Genomic DNA, 20,461 nt, shown 5'->3' on the forward strand with positions numbered 1-20,461 from the left:
GGCCTCACGGCTCCCCACCCGTTCGGGTGATCTAGGCGACGGTGAAGAAGACGGAGTGCCAGCCGGTCGCGCCGTCGGGGATCGGGGCGAGGCGGGCCTGCGGCTGGGTGAAACCGGCCTGGTCCGTGGCACGCGACTCGATCGTGTGACCGCCGGGCGCCAGGTCGAGCTCGACGCGCCACATGCGCCACGTCGAGCCGTTCACCTCGTCGGACAGGGTCGCGGTCCGCCACGGGCCGTTGTCGACCCGGACCTCGACCCGCCCCACGCCGGTCGGCTGGGCCCACGCCACGCCCGTGGCCACGACCCGGCCGGAGACCTTCGACCGGACCTCCGGGCGGTCGATCCGGGACATCACCTTGACCGGCGCGTCCCGCGCCCAACCGCGGTCCAGCCAGTAGCCGCGCTTCGCCTCGAACGTGGTCAGCTCCAGGTCGACGACCCACTTCGTGGCCGAGACGTAGCCGTAGAGGCCGGGCACGACCAGGCGGGCCGGGAAGCCGTGCTCCAGCGGCAGCGGCTCGCCGTTCATGCCCAGCGCGATCAGCGCGCCCCGATCGGGCTCCATGACCACGTCGACCGGCGAACCCGCCGTCCAGCCGTCGGCGCTGGTGGAGAACAGCTGGTCGGCGCCCCGGCCGACGCCCGCCTCCAGCAGCACGTCGCGCAGCGGCACGCCGACGAAGTTCGCGGTGGAGATGTAGGGCCCGCCGACCTCGTTGGACACGCAGACCATGGTGATCGTGCGTTCGACCAGGTCACGGCGGCGCAGGTCGTCGTAGCGGAGGTTGAGCTCGCGGTCGACCAGGCCGTGCACGCGCAGCACCCAGTCCTCGGCGCGCACCCGCGGCACGCTCAGCGCGGTGTCGATCCGGTAGAAGTCGGCGTTCGGCGTGATGAAGGCGGGGGTGCCCTCGGCGGCGAAGTCCGCGCCCGGCGGGAGGGGCGGCGCGGGCGAGGCGGGTTCGAGCGCGCCGACGGCCCGTCGTGACGCCTCGACGTCCACCCGGCCGCCGGCGAACTGCCCGACCAGGGCGGCCAGGCCGGCGCCCGCCGCCGTCGCGCCCGAGGCGACGAGGAACGCGCGCCTGCCGACCGCGGGTTCGGCGGGGTCGAGCGCCTTGGCGTGCAGCCACCGGAAGACCACGACGCCGGCGGCCAGGGCCGCGACGGGCGCGAGGACGCCGAGTTGGCCCAGGTCGGGGCGGTAGAGCGCGGCGGCGACGCCCAGGAGGCCGAGGACGACGGCGAGGACCGTGCCCGGCAGTGGCGAGCGGCGCGACAGCAGGCCGGCGGCGACGGCGGCGGCCGCCAGCACGACCGCCATGCCCAGCAGCAGCACGAGCTTGTCGTGGGTCCCGAACGCCCGGACCGCGAAGTCCTTCAGCGCGCTCGGCGTGAAGTCGATCGCGGTGTTGCCGACCGCGAGGAACGGCGAGGCCGACGGCCCGACCACGCCCGCGACGAGGTGCCCGGCGGCGAGCGCGGCGGCCACGCCGAGGAGTCCGACGAGGGCGGCGGTCGAGCGGTTCATGTGCTCAATTCGACACCCTCGCGACGCCGGCCGGCCGATTCCGTAAGCGGCCGGTAATCCTCAGCGCAGGGCCGCGCGCAGGCGGTCCTCCTCGACCGACCAGTACCCGTGCTCCTCGCCGTCGACGAGGATCACCGGCACCCGGTCGCCGTACTCGGCGCGCAGCTCGCGGTCGGCGTCGACGTCCCGCACGTCCCACGGCACGCCCAGCTCGCCGCAGATCCGCTCCAGGTCGGCTTTGGCCTGGTCGCAGGCGTGGCAGTCGACCCGGCTCATCAAGGTGACGTGGTGGCTCACGACGTTCAGGCTAGGGGTAGGCGCAGCCGGGCCCGCGCGAGCTTGCCGGTCGGCGAGTGCGGGAGGGTGGCGGCGAACTCGACCACGGTCGGCACCTTGAACTTCGCCAGCCGGCCGGCGCAGTGGTCCTTCACCGCGTCCTCGGTGAGCTCCGCGCCGTCGGCGGGCACCACGACGACCTTCACCGACTCGCCGGTCCGCTCGTCCGGCACGCCGACCGCCGCCGCCTCGGCCACGCCGGCCAGCTCGGACAGCACCTGCTCGACCTCGTGCGGGTAGACGTTGAAGCCGTTGACGATGATCAGGTCGCCTGCCCGGTCGACCAGGTGCAGGTCGCCGTCGGCGTCGAGGTAGCCGACGTCGCCGGTGCGGAACCAGCCCTCGGCGTCCGGCCCGTGCGCGCCGTCCGGCCAGTAGCCGCTGAACAGGTTGTCGCCCTTGGCCGCGACCAGGCCGGTGCCGGGCTCGTCCTCGTCCTGGTCGAGCGGTCGGCCGTCGGTGTCGACCAGCCGGATCAGCACGCCGGGCAGCGCGCGGCCGACCGAACCCGCCTTGGGCACGCCGCCGGCCAGGGTCGTGGTCAGCACGGGGCCGGTCTCGGTCAGGCCGTAGCCCTCGTAGACGGGCAGGCCGACGGCGTCGCGCATGGCGTCGAGCAGGCCGGCCGCCAGGGGCGCGGCGCCGGAGGTGAACAGGCGGACGGTGGCCAGGTCCTCGCGGAGCCGTTCGACGGGGTTGGCCAGGATCGCCGCGTACATCGGCGGCACGCCGACCAGCGTGGTCACCCGGTGCTCGCGGATCGCGGTCAACGCCTGGTCCGGGTCGAACCGCTCCAGCAGCACGGCGGTCGCGCCCGCGCCCGCCACCTGGAGCAGGCCGGGGCCCAGGCCGTAGACGTGGAACAGCGGTAGCGCGAGCAGCACCCGGTCGCCCGCCGTCACCGGCGCGGGGCGCAGGGAGGCGCACTGCTCGACGTTGGCCAGCAGCGCCCGGTGCGACAGCATCGCGCCGCGCGGCGAGCCGGACGTGCCGGAGGTGTAGCCGAGCACGGCCAGGTCCTCGCCCGAGCCGATCGCGGCGAACTCCTCGCCCGGCTCCATCGTCGGCGCCGGCAGCACCTCGACGTCCGCGCCGCCGCCGTCGCCGATGAGCAGCTTCGCGCCGCTGTCGGCGACCAGGCGCTGCAGCTCGCGCGTCGGCTGGCCCGGCCCGGCGGGCACCAGCACGCCGCCCGCGCGGAGCACGCCGAACACGGCCACGCAGAACTCCGGACCGGTCGGCAGCCGCACCACCACCCGGTCGCCCGGTTCGACACCCGCTCGGACGAGCCGGTGCGCCTCGCCGTCCACGGCGGCGTCGAACTCGGCCCAGGTGTAGCTGTTCGCAGTCGTGACATCCACCAGCGCGGCATGCTTGGGTCCACGGTGCGCGGAGGCGCGAACCAGGTCGGCGATGTTGCTTGCGGATGCGGTCAACGTGACCTCCTGGTGAACCACGGCGGACCTCAGCGCAGTCTGTCACGCGCGGGCGGCGTCACGCATTGCCTCCATCCGCGTCGCAGATTCGAGACCACTTGCCGCTACCTACTACGGAGTAACAACACGTATGCTGCCGGCACGGCGACCCTGTGGAGGTGCCGCGAGCCGATGACCGCACGGGCACGCGAGAACTCCGTCCGAACCATCCGGACGCTCCGGTCGAGGTGGAGCGCGGGAGGGCAGTCCAGCACGATCGAGAGCGTGGAGAGCAACGCGGCCGACGAGCCGTGGAACCTGGTCCGCGCCGCTCAGGGCGGCGACACGGACGCGTTCGGCGCGCTGTACGACCGGTACGTCGACGTGGTCTACCGGTACGTGCTCTTCCGCGTCGGCGACCGCACCCTCGCCGAGGACGTGACCAGCGAGACGTTCCTCCGCGCGCTGCGCAGCATCGGGTCCATCAGCTACCAGGGCCGCGACGTCGGCGCCTGGTTCGTCACGATCGCGCGGAACATCGTCTTCGACCACGTGAAGTCCAGCCGCTACCGGCTGGAGATCACGACGGCCGAACTGGCGGACAACCGCGAGGTCACGGACGGTCCCGAGCAGGAAGTCCTGACCGACGCGACCAACGCCGAACTGCTCCGCTGTGTAGCCCAACTGGGTGACGATCAACGTGAGTGCATCACCCTCCGCTTCATCCAGGGCTTGTCCGTGGCGGAGACGGCCGCGAGGATGGGTCGCAACGAGGGCGCCATCAAGGCCCTGCAACACCGGGCGGTGCGCCGGTTGGCCCAACTGCTGCCCACGTGGCTGCGGTGAGATCACCGTCGCACCACTCGGCGTTCGCGTAACCCCGGGACCTCCCGGTTCGTTGTTCGGGGCAGGATCGCTCGAGACGTGCGGGATGGTTGGCCAAGCGGGATGGCAGGCAAAGGGATCACGCCGCTGCGGCGGCACAGGCAGCGCGAGCAGTTCGCCCGCGCGGTCGACGCGCATCCCGGGTCCGCGCCGCCCGAGGGCGACGAGTTCGCCGACGAGCTGGCCGTGGTGGCGCTCCTGCGGAAAGCCGCAGTCACCTCGGGCCCGGACGAGGCCGCCAGAGCGCGGATGCGGGCACGCGTGCTCGGCGCGGCCGAGCCGCCGCCCACCAAGCTCGACCGGCCCGTCCGGGAGCGCCGCACCGGAGCGCGCGGTCGATTAGCGGTGGCCCTCGCCGCCGCGCTGTGCCTGCTGTTCTCGCTGGCCGGGATGAGCCTGCTGCTCAGCCGGGACGCGTTGCCGGGCGAAGCGCTGTACGGCGTCAAGCGCACCGCCGAGTCGGCCTCGCTCGGCCTCACCTTCGGCGAGGAGTCGAAGGGCTACAAGCGCCTGGAGTTCGCCGCCGCGCGCGTCGCCGAGATCGAGACCATGGTCGACCGGTACCGCGAGTCCGGCGGCGGGCCGCTCGGCGGCTACCTGACCGCGCTGACCGACTTCGACGCCGACGCCGCGGCCGGTTCCCGCGTGCTGGCCGCGCTCGGCTCGAACTCCGACCAGCGCGCCCTCGAGGAGCTGCGCGACTGGGCGGGCTCCCAGGCCACCCGACTGGCCGAGCTGCGGGCGTCGCTGCCCACCGAGGCCGCCGACCGCGCCGGCACGTCGCTCGACCTGCTCGACCGGATCGCCGAACGCGCGTCCGCGCTGCACGCCCGGGTCGACTGCGTGTCCGTGACGTCGGGGCAGGTCGACCAGGTCGGACCGGTGCCCGCCGAGGACGCGTGCGCGGCCCGGCCCGCCGACCCCGGCACCACGCCGACCGACCAGCCGTCCGCGCCGCCGTCCACCACCGCGGTCGCGCCCACCACGTCCGGCAACGCGCCGGGCGGCACCAGCGCACCGGGCACCGTGCCGGGCACCACGGCGGGCTCGACGCCGTCCGCGCCGAGCACCACGACCACCGGACCGCTGCTCCCGCTGCCCACGTTGACCCTCCCGTCGCTGCCGCTGCCCGGCCTCAGCGGCTGATCGCTACCCTGTCCCCATCGGACCGCGGGAGGCGCTGACGTGGTGAAAAGGCGTGTGGTGGAGGGCTCGGCGGAACGGGAGCGGCGTGCCGCGCTGGCCGGCGAGGCCTCAGCCGAGGCCGCGTCGACGGTCGGGCCGTCCGGGAGCGCGCCCACCGACCTCACCGCCGCCGCCTTCTTCGACGTCGACAACACCATGATGATGGGCGCGTCGATCTTCCACTTCGCCCGCGGCCTCGCCGCCCGCAAGTACTTCAAGAACTCCGACCTGGCCGGGTTCGCGTGGCAGCAGCTCAAGTTCCGCGTCGGCGGCCGGGAGGACCCGCAGAGCGTGGCGGCGTCCCGCGAGCAGGCGCTGTCGTTCGTGGCCGGCCGGTCGGTGGCGGAGCTGATCTCGCTCGGCGAGGAGATCTACGACGAGCTCATGGCAGACCGGATCTGGGCGGGCACGCAGGCGTTGGCGCAGATGCACCTGGACGCCGGCCAGCGGGTGTGGCTGGTGACGGCGACGCCGGTGGAGCTGGCGCAGATCATCGCCCGGCGACTCGGCCTGACCGGCGCGCTGGGCACAGTGTCGGAGAACACGGACGGCATCTACACCGGCCGGTTGGTCGGCGACCTGCTGCACGGCCGGGCGAAGGCGCACGCGGTGCGGGCGCTGGCCGCCAAGGAAGGCCTCGACCTGCGCCGGTGCACGGCGTACTCGGACTCGGTCAACGACGTGCCGATGCTCTCGGTGGTCGGCACGGCGGTCGCCGTGAACCCGGACTCCGGCCTGCGCGAAACGGCCCGCAAGCGCGGCTGGGAAATCCGCGACTTCCGCACCGGCCGCAAGGCCGCGAAGATCGGCGTCCCCTCCGTCCTCGGCGCGGGCGCCCTGGCCGGCGCCATCGCCGCCACCCTGGCCTACCGCCGCCGCGACCGCTGACCCCGCCGTCTCACAGACGCCCCCGCCCGCCGCGATCACCGTCCCCCTGCATCGCCTGACCTGGAGGGACCACGGCCCGCCACCCTATGGGGACAGTGCCGATCTTCCTCAAAAACGAGGGCTTCGTGTCATCCCGCCGACCTGGCGCAGCCCTACCGCACGTGTCAAGGGGGGCGCCGTCCAGCGATACCCCCAACTTCCACTGCGGGCGCCCCCCTTGATACGTGTGGTAGCCCTTGTGGAGGTCGGCGGGATGACACGAAACCCGGACCAACAACGGACCCGGCACAGAACCACCCACCGGCCGTCATCCTGCTGATCTGCCCGTCCGGCGAGGACTCTCTTGCTCTTTGACGCCCTTCGAGCCCTCTCAGGGCTCGCTCTCTCCGAAGCCCTTCGGGCCCTCTCAGGGCTCCCTCTCAGGACTCTCCTCACCCCAAAAAGACGTTCCGCCGCTGCGTGAGCAACCTGTACAGCGTCTGCTGGATCGTCTCGCGCACCTGATCGGTCAGGTTGAACACCAGCATCGGGTCGTCCGCCGCGTGCTCGCCGTAGACGTCCGTCCGGATCGGCTCGCCGAACTCGATGTACCACTTCGACGGCAACGGGATCGCGCCGAGCGGGCCCAGGAGCGGGAAGAACGGCGTCACCGGGAAGTAGGGGAAGCCGAACAGCCTGGCCAGCGCCTTGATGTCGCCGATCTTCGGGTAGATCTCCTCCGCACCGACGATCGAGCAGGGGATGATCGGCACACCGGTGTTCAACGCCGCCGACACGAACCCGCCCCGGCCGAACCGCTGGAGCTTGTACCGGTCCTTGAACGGCTTGCCGATGCCCTTGAACCCCTCCGGCCACACGCCGACCAGCTCGCCGGACCTGAGCAGGCGTTCCGCGTCCGGGTTGCACGCCAGCGTCTGACCCGACTTGCGCGCCAGCGCGCCGAGCACCGGGGTCTTGAACACCAGGTCGGCGCCGAGCATCCGCAGGTGGCGGCGCTTCGGGTGGTCCGCGCGCACCGCGTACGCCGTCATCGTGGCGTCCAGCGGCAGGGTGCCGGAGTGGTTGGCGACGATCAGCGCGCCGCCCTCGCCCGGGACGTTGTGCATCCCGATCGTCTCCACCCGGAACCACTTCTCGTACAGCGGCTTGAGCGGCGGCATCAGGACGTTGTCGGTCAAGTCGGGGTCGAAGCCGAACTCGTCGACCTCGTAATCACCCTGGATGCGCCTGCGGGCGAACGCCAGCACCTCCGCCAGGCGCTGCTCCCAACCCTCCCTCGCCCTCTCCCCGCCAGACTCCGACACGACCGGCTCCGACTCCGACACCGACGGCTCCGACGACTCCGACACCGACGACCCGGAGGCGACCGGCTCCGACACGGACTGCTCCGACACCGCCGGCTCCGGCACCACGACCGGTGTGGGCGCCGGCGCGTGCTCGGCGGCACGCCGTCGTCGGGGACCCTCCCGGTCCGCACCGTGCAGCGGGATCACCCGTGCCTCTGCCACGCGTCCACCTCCTCGCCGGTCAGCGGAACCGGGCGGCCAGGTCGAGCACACCCCGCTCGACCGATGCCACCAGTTCCGGGTCGATGAGCGGACGCAACGCGCGCCCGCTCACGTAGTCGTCGAACGCCTGCTGCGTAGTCCACCTCGGCGTGAACCCGAACTCACGCTTCAGCAGCGTCGTGTCCATCACCCGGCCCCAGTTCAGGAACCTCATCTGGTCCGGTGAGAAGTCCACCAGCCTGGCGCTGCGGAACAACCGGCCCATCGTCGGCACCGCCGCGCTCGGCACGGGCAGGCTCACCCGCCCCGCCCGGCGGATGGCCTGCGACAGCATCAGCACGCCGTCACCGCCCACGTTGTAGACGCCGGGCAGGTCGTGCAGCGTGGCCCGTTCCAGCACGGCCAGCGCGTCCTCGGAGTGCAGCAACTGCACCCTGGCGTCGTAACCCATCACCGTCGGCACGACGGGCAGGGCGAAGTACCTGGTCAGGACCGTGTCGATGCGGGGGCCGATGAAGTTGCTGAACCTCAGCGAGGTGACGTCCACGTCCGGCCGGCGGCGCGCGAACCCGCGCACGTAGCCCTCGACCTCGACCGCGTCCTTGGCGTACCCGCTGGACGGCAGGTCCTTGGGGCCCATGTCCTCGGTGAACACCGCCGGGTCGCGCGAGCTGGACCCGTACACCGCGCTGGTCGACTTGACCACCAGCTTGCGCACGTGCGGCGACTTCTGGCACGCGGCCAGCAGCTGCATCGTGCCGATGACGTTCATCTCCTTCATCACGGTCCGCCCGCTGGGGCCGGCCGGGTTCGCCGTCACCGACGCGTGCACGACCGTGTCGACCTGCGCGGTGGCGATGACCTTCGCGATGAGGGGGTTGCGGATGTCGGCGCGCACGAACTCGGCGCGGCCCATGCGGCGCAGCAGGTCGCGCGACGGCGGTTCGGTGTCCACGCCGAGCACGCGTTCGACATCGGGGTTCGCCGCGAAGCGCGCGGCGAGGTGACCGCCGAGGTACCGGCTGCAACCGGTGACGAGAACGACCTTGGGCGCCATGCGACTCCCTGTGCGGGTGGTGCGACTCGACGATGCTAACCGGGAACCGGCGCCCGCGATCGGTCGCGGAACGTCGTCTTGACGCAGGTCACCGAGGCTTTACCGGTGAATCACCCGGATGGCGGGATGACACCCGGATCGCGCCCGGGCGGCGCGGAACGAAGACACCGCCAGTCCCGCGACCGGTGTGGCCGGGGACTGGCGGTGCTAGAACCCGCAGGGGCTACTTGCCGCGCTTCCTGCGCTGGACCCGCGTCTTGCGCAGCAACTTGCGGTGCTTCTTCTTCGACATGCGCTTGCGGCGCTTCTTGATGACCGAGCCCATGCGGGTTCCTTCACTACTAGACGTTGGTGGTCTCCACGCGCCGGTGGAGACACCCGTCAAGTGGGCGCGCCGACACCAGGCACGAACGGCCTATGAGTTTACCCGCCTGCCCGAGCGCGGCCTCACCCGGCGTCGAAGTAGGCGTTCCGCAGGTACTCGTTGACCGCCTTCTCCGGCACCCTGAACGACTTGCCGACGCGCACCGCCGTCAGCTCACCGGAGTGGACCAGGCGGTACACCGTCATCTTGGACACGCGCATCATCAGCGCGACCTCGGCGACCGTCATGAATCTGACTTGACCGAGTGACTTCTCCTCCGCAGGCATGGATCACCGCGTCCTTCGACACGCGTCGTGCCGTCGGCTTCCCCACCGACGGTTCGACACGCACGTGCTCCCCTGAGGGTAACGGGACGGGTGGGACTGGTGCGACGGCCAATGGCGGTATCAGTCCGCCTCGTGGTCGCGTCCCAGTTCCACCGAACGGTCGCGGGCCGCCTCGATGGCCGCCAGCATGGCCGCGCGCACGCCGTGCTTCTCCAGCTCGCGGATGGCCATGATGGTGGTGCCGGCGGGCGACGTGACGGCCTCCCGCAGGATGACCGGGTGCTGGTCGCCCTCGTTCAGCATGGTGGCCGCGCCGACCGCCGACTGGATGATCAGCCGACCGGCCAGGTCGCGCGGGATGCCGAGCAGGATGCCCGCGTCGATCATGGCCTCGACCAGGTAGAAGAAGTAGGCGGGGCCGGAGCCGGACAGCGCGGTGACGGCGTCCTGCTGGTTCTCCGGGACCCGGGCCACCTTGCCGACCGTCGTCAGCAGCTCCTCGACCAGGTTCAGGTGCTCGTCGGTGGCGTACTTGCCCGCCGAGATGGCGCTCATCGCCTCGCCGACGAGCATCGGGGTGTTCGGCATGACCCGGACCACCGGGGTGCTGTCGGGCAGCCTGCGCTCGTACAGGGACGTCGGCAGGCCCGCGCACAGGGACACCACGAGCGTGCCGGGCTTGAGCACGGGCGCGAGCTCGTCCAGCAGCGGTTCGATGTCCTGCGGCTTGACCGCGACCACGAGGACGTCGGCCCGCTGCGCCGCGCCGGGCACGTCGAGGCCCTCCACCCCGTACCGCTCGGTCAGCGCGGCGGCCCGCTCCGGGTGCTTCTCGGTGAACAGCAGGTCGTCGGCCTTGCGCCCGCCTTGAAGCAGCCCCGACAGCAGCGCTTCACCGATCTTGCCAGCCCCCAACACGGCGATCCTCGTCATGCGCCAAGCGTGCCACGCCACCACGCCGGACCCACGCGCGTCCCACTTTCAGGAACCCGGGTTCACCGCTCAGTTCGCCGGCGTCAGCGCCAACTGCCGCGCCTGGCACACCAGCCGCCCCGCCGAGTCGATCACCACCGCGTCCTCGTCGAACCACTGCCCGTGCACCGCGCTGCACGACACCCGCACCCGCAGCCACCCCGGCGCCGGGTTCGCCCGCAGCAACCCCGTCAGCTGCACGGTCGGCGACCACCCGAACCGGCCGAGGTTGAACGTCACGGGCATCGAGACGTCACCGGCGACCAGCGCGAAGTACGGGTCCGGCCGCTCACCCAGCGGACGCACCCACAGCCGCAGCACCAGGGGGTCGCCGACCCGTCCGGTCAGGAACCCGGCGCCCGCCTGGTCCAGCCGCACGTCGCACACCGCGCCGAGCTTGTACACACCGCCGGAGCCCATCGACGCCAGGTCGACCGCGTCCGCGGGCGGCGCGGCGGGCATGTCGGGCAGGTCGGCGTAGTCCGGCTCGGCCGTCGGCATCCGCCCGACCGTCACCACCGCCTCCACGCAGCTGCGCCCGCGCTGCTCCAGCGTCGACGTCACCACGGTCGCCGTCCGCCCCGCCTTGCGCACCTCGGTCCGCACCAGCACCGGCCCCACCTCGGGCGCGCGCAGGAACTGCGCGCTCACCGCGAGCGGCGCGAGGTCGTCCGCACCCGGCACGGCCGCCCGCGCGCCGTCCACCGCCGCCCGCGCCACCAAGGCCAGCAGGAACCCGCCGTGCGGCTTGGGGCCGACAGTCCACTCGGCGGGCAGGGACGCGGTGTACGTGCCGTCGCCGAGGGGGCGGACCGCACTGGCTACCGAGAAGGACACAGGGCTCCTCACGAGCGGGTGACCAGCGAACGCAGGAAGAACGCGACGTTGGCCGGCCGCTCGGCCAGCCGGCGCATCAGGTACCCGTACCACTGACCCCCGTACGGCACGTAGACGCGCACGACGTGCCCCTCCGCCGCCAGGTGCCGCTGCTCGCCCGGCCGGACGCCGTAGAGCATCTGGAACTCGAAGTCCTCGACCGCCTTGCCGTACCAGCGGGCGCGTTCGGAGACGATCTCGATCAGGCGCGGGTCGTGGGTGGCGAACATGGGGTAGCCGGAGCCGGCCAGCAGGACGTTGGCGCAGCGCACGTAGTTGAGGTCGACCTCGTGCGGGTCGAGGTAGGCCGCCGACGGCGGTTCGGCGTACGCGCCCTTGCACAGCCGCACGCGCGTGTCCGCGAGTTCGCGCACGTCGTCCAGGGTGCGGCGCAGGTACGCCTGGAGCACCGCGCCCACCGACGGCCAGTGGCGGCGCAGTTCGGCGAGCACGCGCAGGGTGGCGTCGGTGGTGGTGTGGTCCTCCATGTCGAGCGTGACCGTGGTGCCCGCCTGCTCGGCCGCCGCGCAGATGCGGGAGGCGTTGTCCAGGGCGACCGTCTCGCCCAGGCCGAGGCCCACGGCGGACAGCTTCACGCTCACCTCGGCGTCCGCGGCGAGGCCGACGTCGTGCAGCTGGTCGAGCAGCTCCAGGTAGGCGCGCACGGTCCGTTCGGCGGTGGCTCGGTCGGTGGTGTCCTCGCCGAGGTGGTCGAGGGTGACGCGCAGGCCGTCGCCGATCAGCCGGCCGGCGGCGTCGATCGCGTCGGCGGTGCTCTCGCCCGCCACGAACCGGCGCACCACGTCGCGGCTGACGGGCGCGGTCGCGACGACCCGGCGCACCGCGTCGTTGCCCGCGGCGGCGAGGATCAACGTGCGCAACGGGTTCACGATCAAGACCCTAGCCGCTGACCGGCGCCGGAGCGGATGTGAGTTCGCCGTCGGTCGACCTGAGCCCCGGATTCGGGGGTGCTGAACGTGGGACACGCACGACGCGAACGTGGGACACGCGCGTTTTGCGTGGTCAGAGGTGCAGGCGCGCGAACAGGAGTGATTCGGTCAGCAGTTCGGTGCGCTCGGCGGCGGTGCGGGCGCGGCGGGTGTTGACCTCCAGCACGACCTGCCCGGTGAAGCCCGTCCGGGTCAGGTGGGACAGCAGCTCGCCGCACGGCTGCGTGCCGCGGCCGGGCACCAGGTGCTCGTCCTTGGGCAGGCCGGCGCCGTCCGCCAGGTGCACGTGGGTCAGCCCGTCGCCCATCCGCTTGGCCAGCTCCATCGTGTCCACGTGCGCGGCCGAGGCGTGCGACAGGTCCAGCGTGTAGTTCCGGTGGCCGACGTCGGTCGGGTCGATCGACGGTCGGAACGCCGTGACCTGCACCGATCGCCCACGCCCGAGGGGACGCCGCACCGGGAACATGTTCTCCACCGCGATGGCGACGCCGCTCTCGTCCTCCAGCGACGCGACCAGGTCAGCGAAACCGTCCGCGTACCGCCGCTGCCACACGAACGGCGGGTGCAGCACGACCGTCCGCGCACCCAGGTCACCGGCCGCCCGCACGCTGCGCCGCAGCCGCTCGACCGGGTCCGGCGACCACACGCGCTGGCTGATGAGCAGGCACGGCGCGTGCACGGCCAGCACCGGCACCCGGTAGCGCTTCGAGAGCCGGTCGACCGCCTTCACGTCCTGGCTCACGGGATCGGCCCACACCATGACCTCGACGCCGTCGTACCCGAGCTCCGCCGCCGCCTCGAACGCGGCGCCCGCGGGCTGCGGCCACACGGCCGCGGTGGACAGCCCGACCGGGATCAAGAGTTCACCAGCAGCATCGCCGCCGGCGACACCGTCACGATCAACCCGACGAGCACCGCCAGGACCGTCGTCTGGAGGTCGTCGGCCCGGCGGATCTTGCGGACCATCATCACCAGGCCGACGGTCACCGCCAGGGCCACCACCAGCGCGGCGGGCGCGGCCGTGCGCCACAGGAAGTTGAAGCCGAGCCACAGCGCCGCGCCACCGATCACGCCCGCGGCCAGCTGCCCGATCATGAGCAGCCACTCCTTGCCCGCCGAGCGGTCGGCGGGGCGCTCCTCGTCCTCGTCGTCGTCGATGTCGGCCAGCCCGGCCGGTCCGTCGTCGTCGAGGTCGCGGCGCTTGAAGTCGCGGCGCGGGTAGTCGTCGTCCTCGTCTTCCTCGTCGAGGTCGACGTACGGGTGGAACGCGGTGCTCTCGCCCTCGACGGCCTCTTCCGGCTCGTCGTCGCCGAACCAGTCCTCGGCGGACTGGTCGGGCAGCGGGTCGGGCAGGCGCGGCGGCGCGGGCGGCACGATCAGCACCGACTCGGTCGGCAACGACTCCAGCGGCACGTTCGGCGCCAGCTTGTCGGTGATGCGCGGCATCACCTCGGTCACCGGCTCGCGAACGGGCGGCTTCACCGCGGGCGGCGCGCCGGGCGGCACGGGCCGCACCACGTTCGAGCGCGACGACTCGGGCTTGACCGGCGGTTTCGGCAGGTTGGGCCGGGACGGCTCGCCCTGGTAGTCCGCCACGATCGGCGGCACGACCCGGGTCTCCTCGGCGGGGTCGACCTCGGGCGCGCGTCTGCGCCCGGATTCGGCCTGCTTCGGCGGCTCGAGCCGGGACACGGGTGGTTCCAGCCGCGAGACCGGCGGTTCCAGCCGGGAGACCGGCGGCTCGGGGCGGGACACCGGCGGCTGGTAGGCCGTGCGCTCGGCCTCGACGGCTCGCTGCCGCTGCGGCAACGGCGCGGGCGGCGGTGCGGCCGGCGGCGGGGGTGCGGACGGCGGCGGCGCGGACGGCGCGGGTTCGTCGCGGAGGGCGCGCAGCCTGCCGCTGTCGGAGTTGACCCGGTCGATGATGGCCTGCGGAGCGGTGTCCGAGGCCTCTTCGGCACGGCGCCGTCGCCGACGCGGCGTCACCTCGCCGGAGCCCCCGCCGCCGTACTGGGCGAGCAACTCCGCGACGGTGCGCTGGGTCTGCTCCGACTCGCTCTCTCGACTCATCAACTCCACCGTGCCCCGTGGCGGCCAGTCCGTCCAGTGTCACCCGTCCGGCGGGTGTGGTCCGGCGCGGTGTCCAGGTCCGAACCATTAGTGTGGTCCAGCCGACGCAGGATGACACCTTCCCGCAGCGCCCAGGGGCAAATCTCCAGCTCGCCGAGTGACAGTGCTCGCATGGTGGCCTCCGCCACCAACGCGCCCGCCACCAGCTGGTGGGCACGGCTCGCGCTCACCCCTTCGAGCTCGGCCAGGTCGGCCGCGGACATCCGGGAGATGAACGCGATGAGCTGGCGCAGGCCCGCGTCGGTGAGCACGCGTCGCGCGCGCGGACCGGCCGAGGACGGCGCCGCGCCGGTCAACCGGGCCAGCGTGCGGAACGTCTTCGACGTCGCGACCACCCGATCGGGAGCACCCACGCGGAGGAGCTTCTTCGCCACCGGCGCCAGCTGCTCGGCCAGCCACGCGGTGGTCTCGCGCACCTCGGCCCTGGTGGGCGGGTCGTTGCGGAACCGGGTCCGCGTCAGCCTGCCCGCGCCCAGCGGCACCGAGAACGCCTCCTCCGGCTCCTCGTCGACGCCGACCGCCAGCTCCAGCGACCCGCCGCCGATGTCGAGGCACAGCAGCCTGCCCGCCGACCAGCCGTACCAGCGGCGCACCGCGAGGAACGTGTACCGCGCCTCGTCCTCGCCGGTCAGCACCTGCAGGTCGACGCCGGTCTCGGCGCGCACCCGGTCCAGCACCTCGGCGGAGTTGCCCGCCTCGCGCACCGCGGACGTGGCGAACGCCATCAGGTCCTCGCAGCCGAGCCGCTCCGCCGCCGCCTTGGACGCGGCGACGGTGCGCACCAGCTGGTCGGCGCCCGCCCGCCCGAGCAGCCCGGAGCCGTCCAGCTGCTCCGCGAGGCGCAGCACGGACTTCTCCGAACTCATCGGCGTCGGGTGGGCACCACGATGGGCGTCCACCACCAAGAGGTGGACGGTGTTGGACCCGACATCAAGCACCCCTAGGCGCACGCGGTGCACCGTACCCGGTCGGGGTGATCAGGATTCGAACTTGTATCCCAGTCCGCGAACGGTGACCAGGTGGCGCGGCGCCGACGGGTCGGGCTCGATCTTCGACCGCAGCCGCTTGACGTGCACGTCCAGGGTCTTGGTGTCGCCGACGTAGTCCGCGCCCCACACCCGGTCGATCAGCTGGCCGCGGGTCAGCACCCGGCCGACGTTGCGCAGCAGGTACTCCAGGAGGTCGAACTCCTTGAGCGGGAGGCTCACCTCGGCCCCGTCCACGGTCACCACGTGCCGCTCGACGTCCATCCGCACCGGGCCGGCCTCCAGGACCTGCGGCAGCAGCTCCTCGGACTCGCCGCCGCGTCGCAGCACGGCCCGGATCCGGGCGATCAGCTCGCGGGCCGAGTACGGCTTGGTGACGTAGTCGTCCGCGCCCAGTTCCAGGCCGACGACCTTGTCGATCTCGCTGTCCCGCGCCGTGACCATGATCACCGGCACGGCGGAGCGGGCGCGCAGCTGCTTGCACACGTCCGTGCCGCTCATGCCGGGGAGCATGAGGTCGAGCAGCACGATGTCGGCGCCGTTGCGGTCGAACTCCTCCAGCGCCTCCTGGCCGGTGGCCGCGAGCGCCGCGGTGAAGCCCTCCTTGCGCAGCAGGAAGGCGAGCGGATCGGCGAAGGACTCCTCGTCCTCCACGATGAGCACCCTGGTCACAGCTCTCCTCCGTGGTTGCTGCCCGCGCCGCTCGGCACGGGGCTCGCCAGCTCCTGCGTGGGCAGGTCCTGGGTGGGCTCCTCCTGGTCGGGATGAGCCGGGATGCGCAGCGTGAAGGTGGAGCCGGTGCCCGGCAGGCTCCACAGCCTCACCTCGCCGCCGTGGTTGTTGGCGACGTGCTTGACGATGGCGAGCCCGAGCCCGGTGCCGCCGGTGGCGCGCGACCGGGCCTTGTCGACGCGGTAGAAGCGCTCGAACACGCGGGTCTGCTGGTCCTCGGCGATGCCGATGCCGCGGTCGGTGACGGCGATCTCGACGAAACCGTCGACGAGCTTGCGGCTGACCGACACCGGGCTGCCCGGCGGCGAGTACGCGACCGCGTTGTCCAGGAGGTTGCTCAGGGCCGTGACCAGCAGCGTCCGGTCGCCCTCGACTTCCAGCCCGCTCGGGGAGTCGGTGGCGATCTCGATGCCCGCGGACTCGGCGGCCAGCCTGGAGCGGCCCATCGCCTCGTCGATGACCACGTCGACCTCGACCCGGCTGAGCTCCGGCAGCTTCTCCGCGCCCTGCAGGCGCGACAGCGCGATCAGCTCGGTGACCAGGGTGCCCAGCCGGGTGGCCTCCTGCATGATCTTGGCGCTGAACCGGCGGACCTCCTCCTGGTCGTCCGCGGCGTCCAGCACGGCCTCGGCCAGCAGCGCGAGCGCGCCGACCGGGGTCTTGAGCTCGTGGCTGACGTTGGCCACGAAGTCGCGCCTGGTGGCCTCCAGCCGCACCGACTCGGACTCGTCGGTGGCGTCGACCACCACGAAGCCCTCGGTGAGCACCTTCACGGTGGCGTGCACGGCCTGCGGCTGGCGGCCCTTGATGACCTCCAGCGACGACAGGTCCACCGAGATCACGCCACCGTTGCGGCGGGCCATCTCGGCGGCGCGTCTGGCCCGGTCGTCCACGCGGTTGTTGCGCACCACGCCCAGCTCCTCGGCGCGGGCGTTGTGCAGCACGACGTCACCGAAGCCGTTGAGCACGACGATGCCGTCGGGTGAGGAGTGGACGACCCTGGCCATGAGGTCGGCGACGGTGAGTCCGCGCGGACGCGTCTCACGGGCGCGTGCGGTGGTCCGTCCGGCGAGAAACGCGACGCCGCCGATCAGCAGAGCGCCGATCGACAGGACGAGGTAACCCGTTGCGGTCACAAGCGCATCGTAAGCAGGTCAGGCCGGGTGCGGCCTAGAGCTGACGCCTGGTTCGTGACTCCTGCGACACCGTCCGGGGCCGATGTTCTCCCGGCGGACGACCGCCGTTCACCCAATCGTGTCCAATTGAGTCAGGCGTGTTCGGACAGGTGCAGAACCGCGGAAGCCGGGTTCTCCTCCAGGTGACGAGCGGAGGACGTACCGGGGGCGCCGGCCGAGGGGTGGAACGCGAGACGGCGGCACGTGCGCCGGGTGTGCCCTGCGCGCGTGCCGCCGTCCGGTGGGGTTCGACTAGCGGCCCTGGTTGGCCACGGCCTTGATCGCGTCCGCCGCCGCGTCCGGGTCGAGGTACTCGCCGCCCGGCTTGAGCGGCTTCAGCTCGTCGTCCAGGTCGTAGCGCAGCGGGATGCCGGTGGGGATGTTCAGGCCCGCGATGGCATCGTCCGAGATGCCGTCGAGGTGCTTGACCAGGGCGCGCAGCGAGTTGCCGTGCGCGGCCACGAGCACCGTCCGGCCGGCGCGCAGGTCCGGCACGATCGAGGACTCCCAGTACGGGATCATCCGCTTGACCACGTCCAGCAGGCACTCGGTGAGCGGCAGGTCGGGGCCGAGGTCGGCGTAGCGGGGGTCGCTGTCCTGGCTGAACTCGGTGCCGGGCTCGATCGGCGGCGGCGGGGTGTCGTACGAGCGGCGCCAGAGCATGAACTGCTCCTCGCCGAACTCGTCCAGCGTCTGCTTCTTGTTCTTGCCCTGGAGCGCGCCGTAGTGGCGCTCGTTGAGCCGCCAGTCCCGGCGGACCGGGATCCAGTGCCGGTCGGCCGCGTCGAGGGCGAGGTTGGCGGTGCCGATGGCCCGCCGCAGCAGCGACGTGTGCACGACCTCCGGCAGCACGCCCGCTTCGCGCAGCAGCACGCCGCCGCGCTTCGCCTCGTTCACACCCTTCTCCGAGAGGGGGACGTCCACCCAACCGGTGAACAGGTTCTCCGCGTTCCAGACGCTCTCGCCGTGGCGGAGCAGCACCAGGGTTCCGACAGCCATGGGCGTCAGCCTGCCAGATGGACCGGCCCGGCTCACGTCGGCGGCAGGTGTGATCTTGATCGGTGCAGCGGGCGGGCCGGGCCGGGTCTCCCCGACCCGGCCCGAAGCCGATCAGCCGCCGAGGCCCTGGACGTCCACGAGCCCACCGGTCATGCCCCCGATGCCGCCGGCTCCACCGGTCACGGCACCGAGGCCGCCACCCAGCGGGCCCAGCACGCCGGAGAGGGCGCCCAGGAGGTCGCCACTGGGAACGGCGTCCATCGCGCCCTTCGCCGTCCGCTCCGCCGGTGCGTCGGAGGCGTTGGCGGCCGGGGCAGCCAGCAGGATGACGGCGGTGGCGCCGGCCGCGACGGCCAGCCTTCCGAGGATGCGCATGCGGTGTTCTCCGATGTGTGGTTCCGATTTGCACCCGACATGGTTGTGGAGCGTGACGAGCCCTGCTCGCCGAGTAGCGGGTGTCAACACCATCGAGTGATCACCACAGCATCGACGTGACGATGCTCGACTTCACTGGCGGCGCAGTCGACGCAGGTCAGCCATGGCCCACAAGGCTCACCTGCGCCAACCGGTCACCCGATCAACTGGCCTCACGAGCACGGAGGTCCTTGCGCAGGATCTTGCCCGAGGCCGACTTCGGGATCGCTTCGATGAACTCCACGACCCTCACCTTCTTGTGCGGGGCGACCTGGGACGCCACGAACTCCATCACGCCGGACTCGTCCAGCGCCGTGCCCGGCTGGCGGACGACGAAGGCCTTCGGCACCTCCTCGCCCTCCGCGTCACGCACGCCGACCACGGCCGCGTCGGCGATCTCCGGGTGCGTCAGCAGCACTGCCTCCAGCTCCGCCGGCGGCACCTGGTAGCCCTTGTACTTGATCAGCTCCTTGACCCGGTCGACGATGCTGACCAGGCCGTTTTCGTCGATGATCCCGACGTCGCCGGTGTGCAGCCAGCCGTCCTCGTCGAGCGTGGCGGCGGTGGCGTCGGGGTTGTTCAGGTAGCCCTTCATGACGTTCGGGCCGCGGCACCACAGCTCGCCGCGCTCGCCCACGCCCACGTCCTCGCCGGTGGCCGGGTCGACGAAGCGGCACTCCATGTTCGGCGCGATGACGCCGACCGTGCCGACGGGGATGTCGTCGCGGCCGTCCGGGATCGCGTGGCTGACCGGGCTCATCTCGGTCATCCCGTAGCCCTGCGAGACGCGGCAGCCCAGCCGCTTGGCCACGGCCGCCGCGAGGTCGACGTCCAGCGGCGCGGCGCCGGAGAAGATCGTGTCGATGCCGGAGAGGTCGTACTGGTCGACCAACGGGTGCTTGGCCAGCGCCACGGCGACCGGCGGCGCGATGTACACGCGGTCGGTCCGGTGGTCCTGGATCACGCGCAGGAACTCGGCCAGGTCGAACTTCGGCAGCGTCACCACCGTCGCGCCGACGTGCAGGCCGTTGTTCATCAACACCTGCATGCCGTAGATGTGGAAGAACGGCAGCACGGCGAGGATCTTCGTGTCCCCGCCGACCTGGAGCAGCGGCCCGCACTGGATGATGTTCGCGACCAGGTTGCGGTGCGTCAGCATCACGCCCTTGGCCCGGCCGGTCGTCCCCGACGAGTACGGCAGCACGGCCACGTCCCGCGCCGGGTCGATCGACACCTCCGGCACCGGCTCGGCGTTCGCCAGCAACGACGACAGGCTGGGGTAGCCCTCGGCGGCGTCCAGCACGACCACGTCGGAGATGCCCGCCTTCTCGGCGCCCGGCGCGGCGTTCGGCAGCAGCACGGACACCGTGAACAGCATCTTCGCGCCGGCATCCGTCAACTGGTGCGCGACCTCGTCCGCCGTGTAGAGGGCGTTGATGGTGGTCGCGGTGGCGCCCGCGCGCAGGATGCCGTGGAACACGACCGCGTAGTACGGGGTGTTCGGGCTGAGGATGCCCACGACGTCGCCCTTGCCGATCCCCCTGGCGGCCAGCGCGGCGGCCAGGCGGTCGACCGCCCCGGCCAGTTGGCCGTAGGTCAGCGACGCACCTGAGGTGCCGTCGACCAGGGCCACCCGGTCGACGCGCTCGCCGAGGTCGGCGAACAGCAACTCGTGCAGCGAGACGTCCGGGACCGCGACATCGGGGAACGGACTGCGGAAGACCATGCGGCTGCCTCATTCATCCTGGGGGCGGGATCCCGTCATCGT

21 protein-coding genes are annotated in these 20,461 nt (G+C 72.2%); 3 read left to right on the forward strand and 18 right to left on the reverse strand.

Annotated elements, in window-relative coordinates; all coding sequences use genetic code 11:
• Nucleotides 1–31 precede the first annotated feature (31 nt).
• From AB0I91_RS03350 to AB0I91_RS03360, 3 genes are read right to left on the reverse strand one after another with little or no spacing between them, the layout of a single operon-like run.
• Nucleotides 32–1,534 carry a molybdopterin-dependent oxidoreductase gene (locus AB0I91_RS03350; RefSeq protein ID WP_499634999.1) on the reverse strand — a complete coding sequence of 501 codons (1,503 nt, stop codon included), beginning with the start codon at nucleotides 1,532–1,534 and terminating at the stop codon, nucleotides 32–34.
• A 60-nt stretch (nucleotides 1,535–1,594) separates the two neighbouring features.
• The gene (locus AB0I91_RS03355; RefSeq protein WP_498776317.1) at nucleotides 1,595–1,831 is read right to left on the reverse strand and encodes a glutaredoxin family protein; all 237 of its coding nucleotides are present in this window, start codon (nucleotides 1,829–1,831) and stop codon (nucleotides 1,595–1,597) included.
• Nucleotides 1,832–1,836: 5 nt separating this feature from the next.
• Entirely contained in the window at nucleotides 1,837–3,306 is a 1,470-nt protein-coding gene (locus tag AB0I91_RS03360) for an AMP-binding protein (RefSeq protein ID WP_498776315.1), read from the reverse strand.
• A 171-nt stretch (nucleotides 3,307–3,477) separates the two neighbouring features.
• Between AB0I91_RS03360 and AB0I91_RS03365 the strand changes: the two genes are divergently transcribed.
• The 3 genes from AB0I91_RS03365 to AB0I91_RS03375 all read left to right on the forward strand — a co-directional run bounded on the left by AB0I91_RS03365 (nucleotide 3,478) and on the right by AB0I91_RS03375 (nucleotide 6,243).
• Entirely contained in the window at nucleotides 3,478–4,131 is a 654-nt protein-coding gene (locus tag AB0I91_RS03365; protein ID WP_498776314.1) for a sigma-70 family RNA polymerase sigma factor, read from the forward strand.
• A 102-nt stretch (nucleotides 4,132–4,233) separates the two neighbouring features.
• Nucleotides 4,234–5,316, forward strand: coding sequence for a DUF5667 domain-containing protein (locus tag AB0I91_RS03370; protein WP_499618078.1), 1,083 nt, complete (start codon nucleotides 4,234–4,236; stop codon nucleotides 5,314–5,316).
• A gap of 39 nt (nucleotides 5,317–5,355) precedes the next feature.
• Nucleotides 5,356–6,243, forward strand: coding sequence for an HAD family hydrolase (locus tag AB0I91_RS03375; RefSeq protein WP_499635002.1), 888 nt, complete (start codon nucleotides 5,356–5,358; stop codon nucleotides 6,241–6,243).
• Between the two features lie 431 nt (nucleotides 6,244–6,674).
• Here AB0I91_RS03375 and AB0I91_RS03380 read toward each other — a convergent pair whose 3' ends face one another.
• From AB0I91_RS03380 to AB0I91_RS03450, 15 genes are all read right to left on the reverse strand, one after another.
• On the reverse strand, nucleotides 6,675–7,751 hold the full coding sequence (locus tag AB0I91_RS03380) for a lysophospholipid acyltransferase family protein (RefSeq protein WP_499635004.1): 1,077 nt from the start codon (nucleotides 7,749–7,751) through the stop codon (nucleotides 6,675–6,677).
• A gap of 19 nt (nucleotides 7,752–7,770) precedes the next feature.
• Nucleotides 7,771–8,808, reverse strand: a complete 1,038-nt coding sequence (locus tag AB0I91_RS03385; RefSeq protein WP_498776306.1) for an NAD-dependent epimerase/dehydratase family protein — start codon at nucleotides 8,806–8,808, stop codon at nucleotides 7,771–7,773.
• Nucleotides 8,809–9,031: 223 nt separating this feature from the next.
• Nucleotides 9,032–9,133, reverse strand: a complete 102-nt coding sequence (locus tag AB0I91_RS03390; protein ID WP_015105422.1) for a 30S ribosomal protein bS22 — start codon at nucleotides 9,131–9,133, stop codon at nucleotides 9,032–9,034.
• A 122-nt stretch (nucleotides 9,134–9,255) separates the two neighbouring features.
• A complete protein-coding gene (locus AB0I91_RS03395; RefSeq protein WP_123745150.1) occupies nucleotides 9,256–9,459 on the reverse strand; it encodes a helix-turn-helix domain-containing protein in 204 nt (67 codons plus the stop codon).
• Between the two features lie 120 nt (nucleotides 9,460–9,579).
• Nucleotides 9,580–10,392, reverse strand: coding sequence for a pyrroline-5-carboxylate reductase (gene proC, locus AB0I91_RS03400; RefSeq protein WP_498776302.1), 813 nt, complete (start codon nucleotides 10,390–10,392; stop codon nucleotides 9,580–9,582).
• A gap of 69 nt (nucleotides 10,393–10,461) precedes the next feature.
• Nucleotides 10,462–11,268, reverse strand: coding sequence for a thioesterase family protein (locus AB0I91_RS03405; RefSeq protein ID WP_498776300.1), 807 nt, complete (start codon nucleotides 11,266–11,268; stop codon nucleotides 10,462–10,464).
• An 8-nt stretch (nucleotides 11,269–11,276) separates the two neighbouring features.
• The gene (locus tag AB0I91_RS03410) at nucleotides 11,277–12,197 is read right to left on the reverse strand and encodes a proline dehydrogenase family protein (protein WP_498776298.1); all 921 of its coding nucleotides are present in this window, start codon (nucleotides 12,195–12,197) and stop codon (nucleotides 11,277–11,279) included.
• 133 nt (nucleotides 12,198–12,330) lie between these two features.
• Nucleotides 12,331–13,116 carry a sugar phosphate isomerase/epimerase family protein gene (locus AB0I91_RS03415; RefSeq protein ID WP_498776296.1) on the reverse strand — a complete coding sequence of 262 codons (786 nt, stop codon included), beginning with the start codon at nucleotides 13,114–13,116 and terminating at the stop codon, nucleotides 12,331–12,333.
• A complete protein-coding gene (locus AB0I91_RS03420; protein ID WP_499635007.1) occupies nucleotides 13,113–14,327 on the reverse strand; it encodes an Rv0497 family membrane protein in 1,215 nt (404 codons plus the stop codon). The genes AB0I91_RS03415 and AB0I91_RS03420 overlap by 4 nt, the downstream gene beginning before the upstream one ends.
• Nucleotides 14,327–15,337, reverse strand: a complete 1,011-nt coding sequence (locus tag AB0I91_RS03425; protein WP_498776292.1) for a Ppx/GppA phosphatase family protein — start codon at nucleotides 15,335–15,337, stop codon at nucleotides 14,327–14,329. Before AB0I91_RS03425 ends, AB0I91_RS03420 begins: the two co-directional genes overlap by 1 nt.
• 27 nt (nucleotides 15,338–15,364) lie before the next feature.
• Nucleotides 15,365–16,045, reverse strand: a complete 681-nt coding sequence (locus tag AB0I91_RS03430) for a response regulator (RefSeq protein ID WP_498776290.1) — start codon at nucleotides 16,043–16,045, stop codon at nucleotides 15,365–15,367.
• The gene (locus AB0I91_RS03435; protein ID WP_498776288.1) at nucleotides 16,042–17,241 is read right to left on the reverse strand and encodes a sensor histidine kinase; all 1,200 of its coding nucleotides are present in this window, start codon (nucleotides 17,239–17,241) and stop codon (nucleotides 16,042–16,044) included. Before AB0I91_RS03435 ends, AB0I91_RS03430 begins: the two co-directional genes overlap by 4 nt.
• Before the next feature lie 291 nt (nucleotides 17,242–17,532).
• Nucleotides 17,533–18,279, reverse strand: a complete 747-nt coding sequence (locus AB0I91_RS03440; protein ID WP_498776286.1) for a phosphoglyceromutase — start codon at nucleotides 18,277–18,279, stop codon at nucleotides 17,533–17,535.
• A 111-nt stretch (nucleotides 18,280–18,390) separates the two neighbouring features.
• Nucleotides 18,391–18,654 (reverse strand): hypothetical protein, encoded by a 264-nt coding sequence (locus AB0I91_RS03445; protein WP_498776284.1) that lies wholly within the window; start codon nucleotides 18,652–18,654, stop codon nucleotides 18,391–18,393.
• A gap of 202 nt (nucleotides 18,655–18,856) precedes the next feature.
• Nucleotides 18,857–20,419: a 4-coumarate--CoA ligase family protein gene (locus AB0I91_RS03450; RefSeq protein WP_498776282.1), complete on the reverse strand. Its 1,563-nt coding sequence runs from the start codon at nucleotides 20,417–20,419 to the stop codon at nucleotides 18,857–18,859.
• Nucleotides 20,420–20,461: the final 42 nt, after the last annotated feature.

The organism is Actinosynnema sp. NPDC049800 (assembly GCF_040656635.1).
In the GTDB taxonomy this organism is placed as follows: Bacteria; Actinomycetota; Actinomycetes; order Mycobacteriales; family Pseudonocardiaceae; genus Actinosynnema.

What these genes read in the sequence shown, in the direction of transcription:
- AB0I91_RS03450 (WP_498776282.1), bottom strand. Translation starts at nt 20,419, where the DNA reads ATGGTCTTCCGCAGTCCGTTCCCCGATGTCGCGGTCCCGGACGTCTCG.
- AB0I91_RS03370 (WP_499618078.1), top strand. Translation starts at nt 4,234, where the DNA reads ATGGCAGGCAAAGGGATCACGCCGCTGCGGCGGCACAGGCAGCGCGAG.
- proC (WP_498776302.1), bottom strand. Translation starts at nt 10,392, where the DNA reads ATGACGAGGATCGCCGTGTTGGGGGCTGGCAAGATCGGTGAAGCGCTG.
- AB0I91_RS03390 (WP_015105422.1), bottom strand. Translation starts at nt 9,133, where the DNA reads ATGGGCTCGGTCATCAAGAAGCGCCGCAAGCGCATGTCGAAGAAGAAG.
- AB0I91_RS03365 (WP_498776314.1), top strand. Translation starts at nt 3,478, where the DNA reads ATGACCGCACGGGCACGCGAGAACTCCGTCCGAACCATCCGGACGCTC.
- AB0I91_RS03420 (WP_499635007.1), bottom strand. Translation starts at nt 14,327, where the DNA reads ATGAGTCGAGAGAGCGAGTCGGAGCAGACCCAGCGCACCGTCGCGGAG.
- AB0I91_RS03440 (WP_498776286.1), bottom strand. Translation starts at nt 18,279, where the DNA reads ATGGCTGTCGGAACCCTGGTGCTGCTCCGCCACGGCGAGAGCGTCTGG.
- AB0I91_RS03350 (WP_499634999.1), bottom strand. Translation starts at nt 1,534, where the DNA reads ATGAACCGCTCGACCGCCGCCCTCGTCGGACTCCTCGGCGTGGCCGCC.
- AB0I91_RS03385 (WP_498776306.1), bottom strand. Translation starts at nt 8,808, where the DNA reads ATGGCGCCCAAGGTCGTTCTCGTCACCGGTTGCAGCCGGTACCTCGGC.
- AB0I91_RS03445 (WP_498776284.1), bottom strand. Translation starts at nt 18,654, where the DNA reads ATGCGCATCCTCGGAAGGCTGGCCGTCGCGGCCGGCGCCACCGCCGTC.
- AB0I91_RS03395 (WP_123745150.1), bottom strand. Translation starts at nt 9,459, where the DNA reads ATGCCTGCGGAGGAGAAGTCACTCGGTCAAGTCAGATTCATGACGGTC.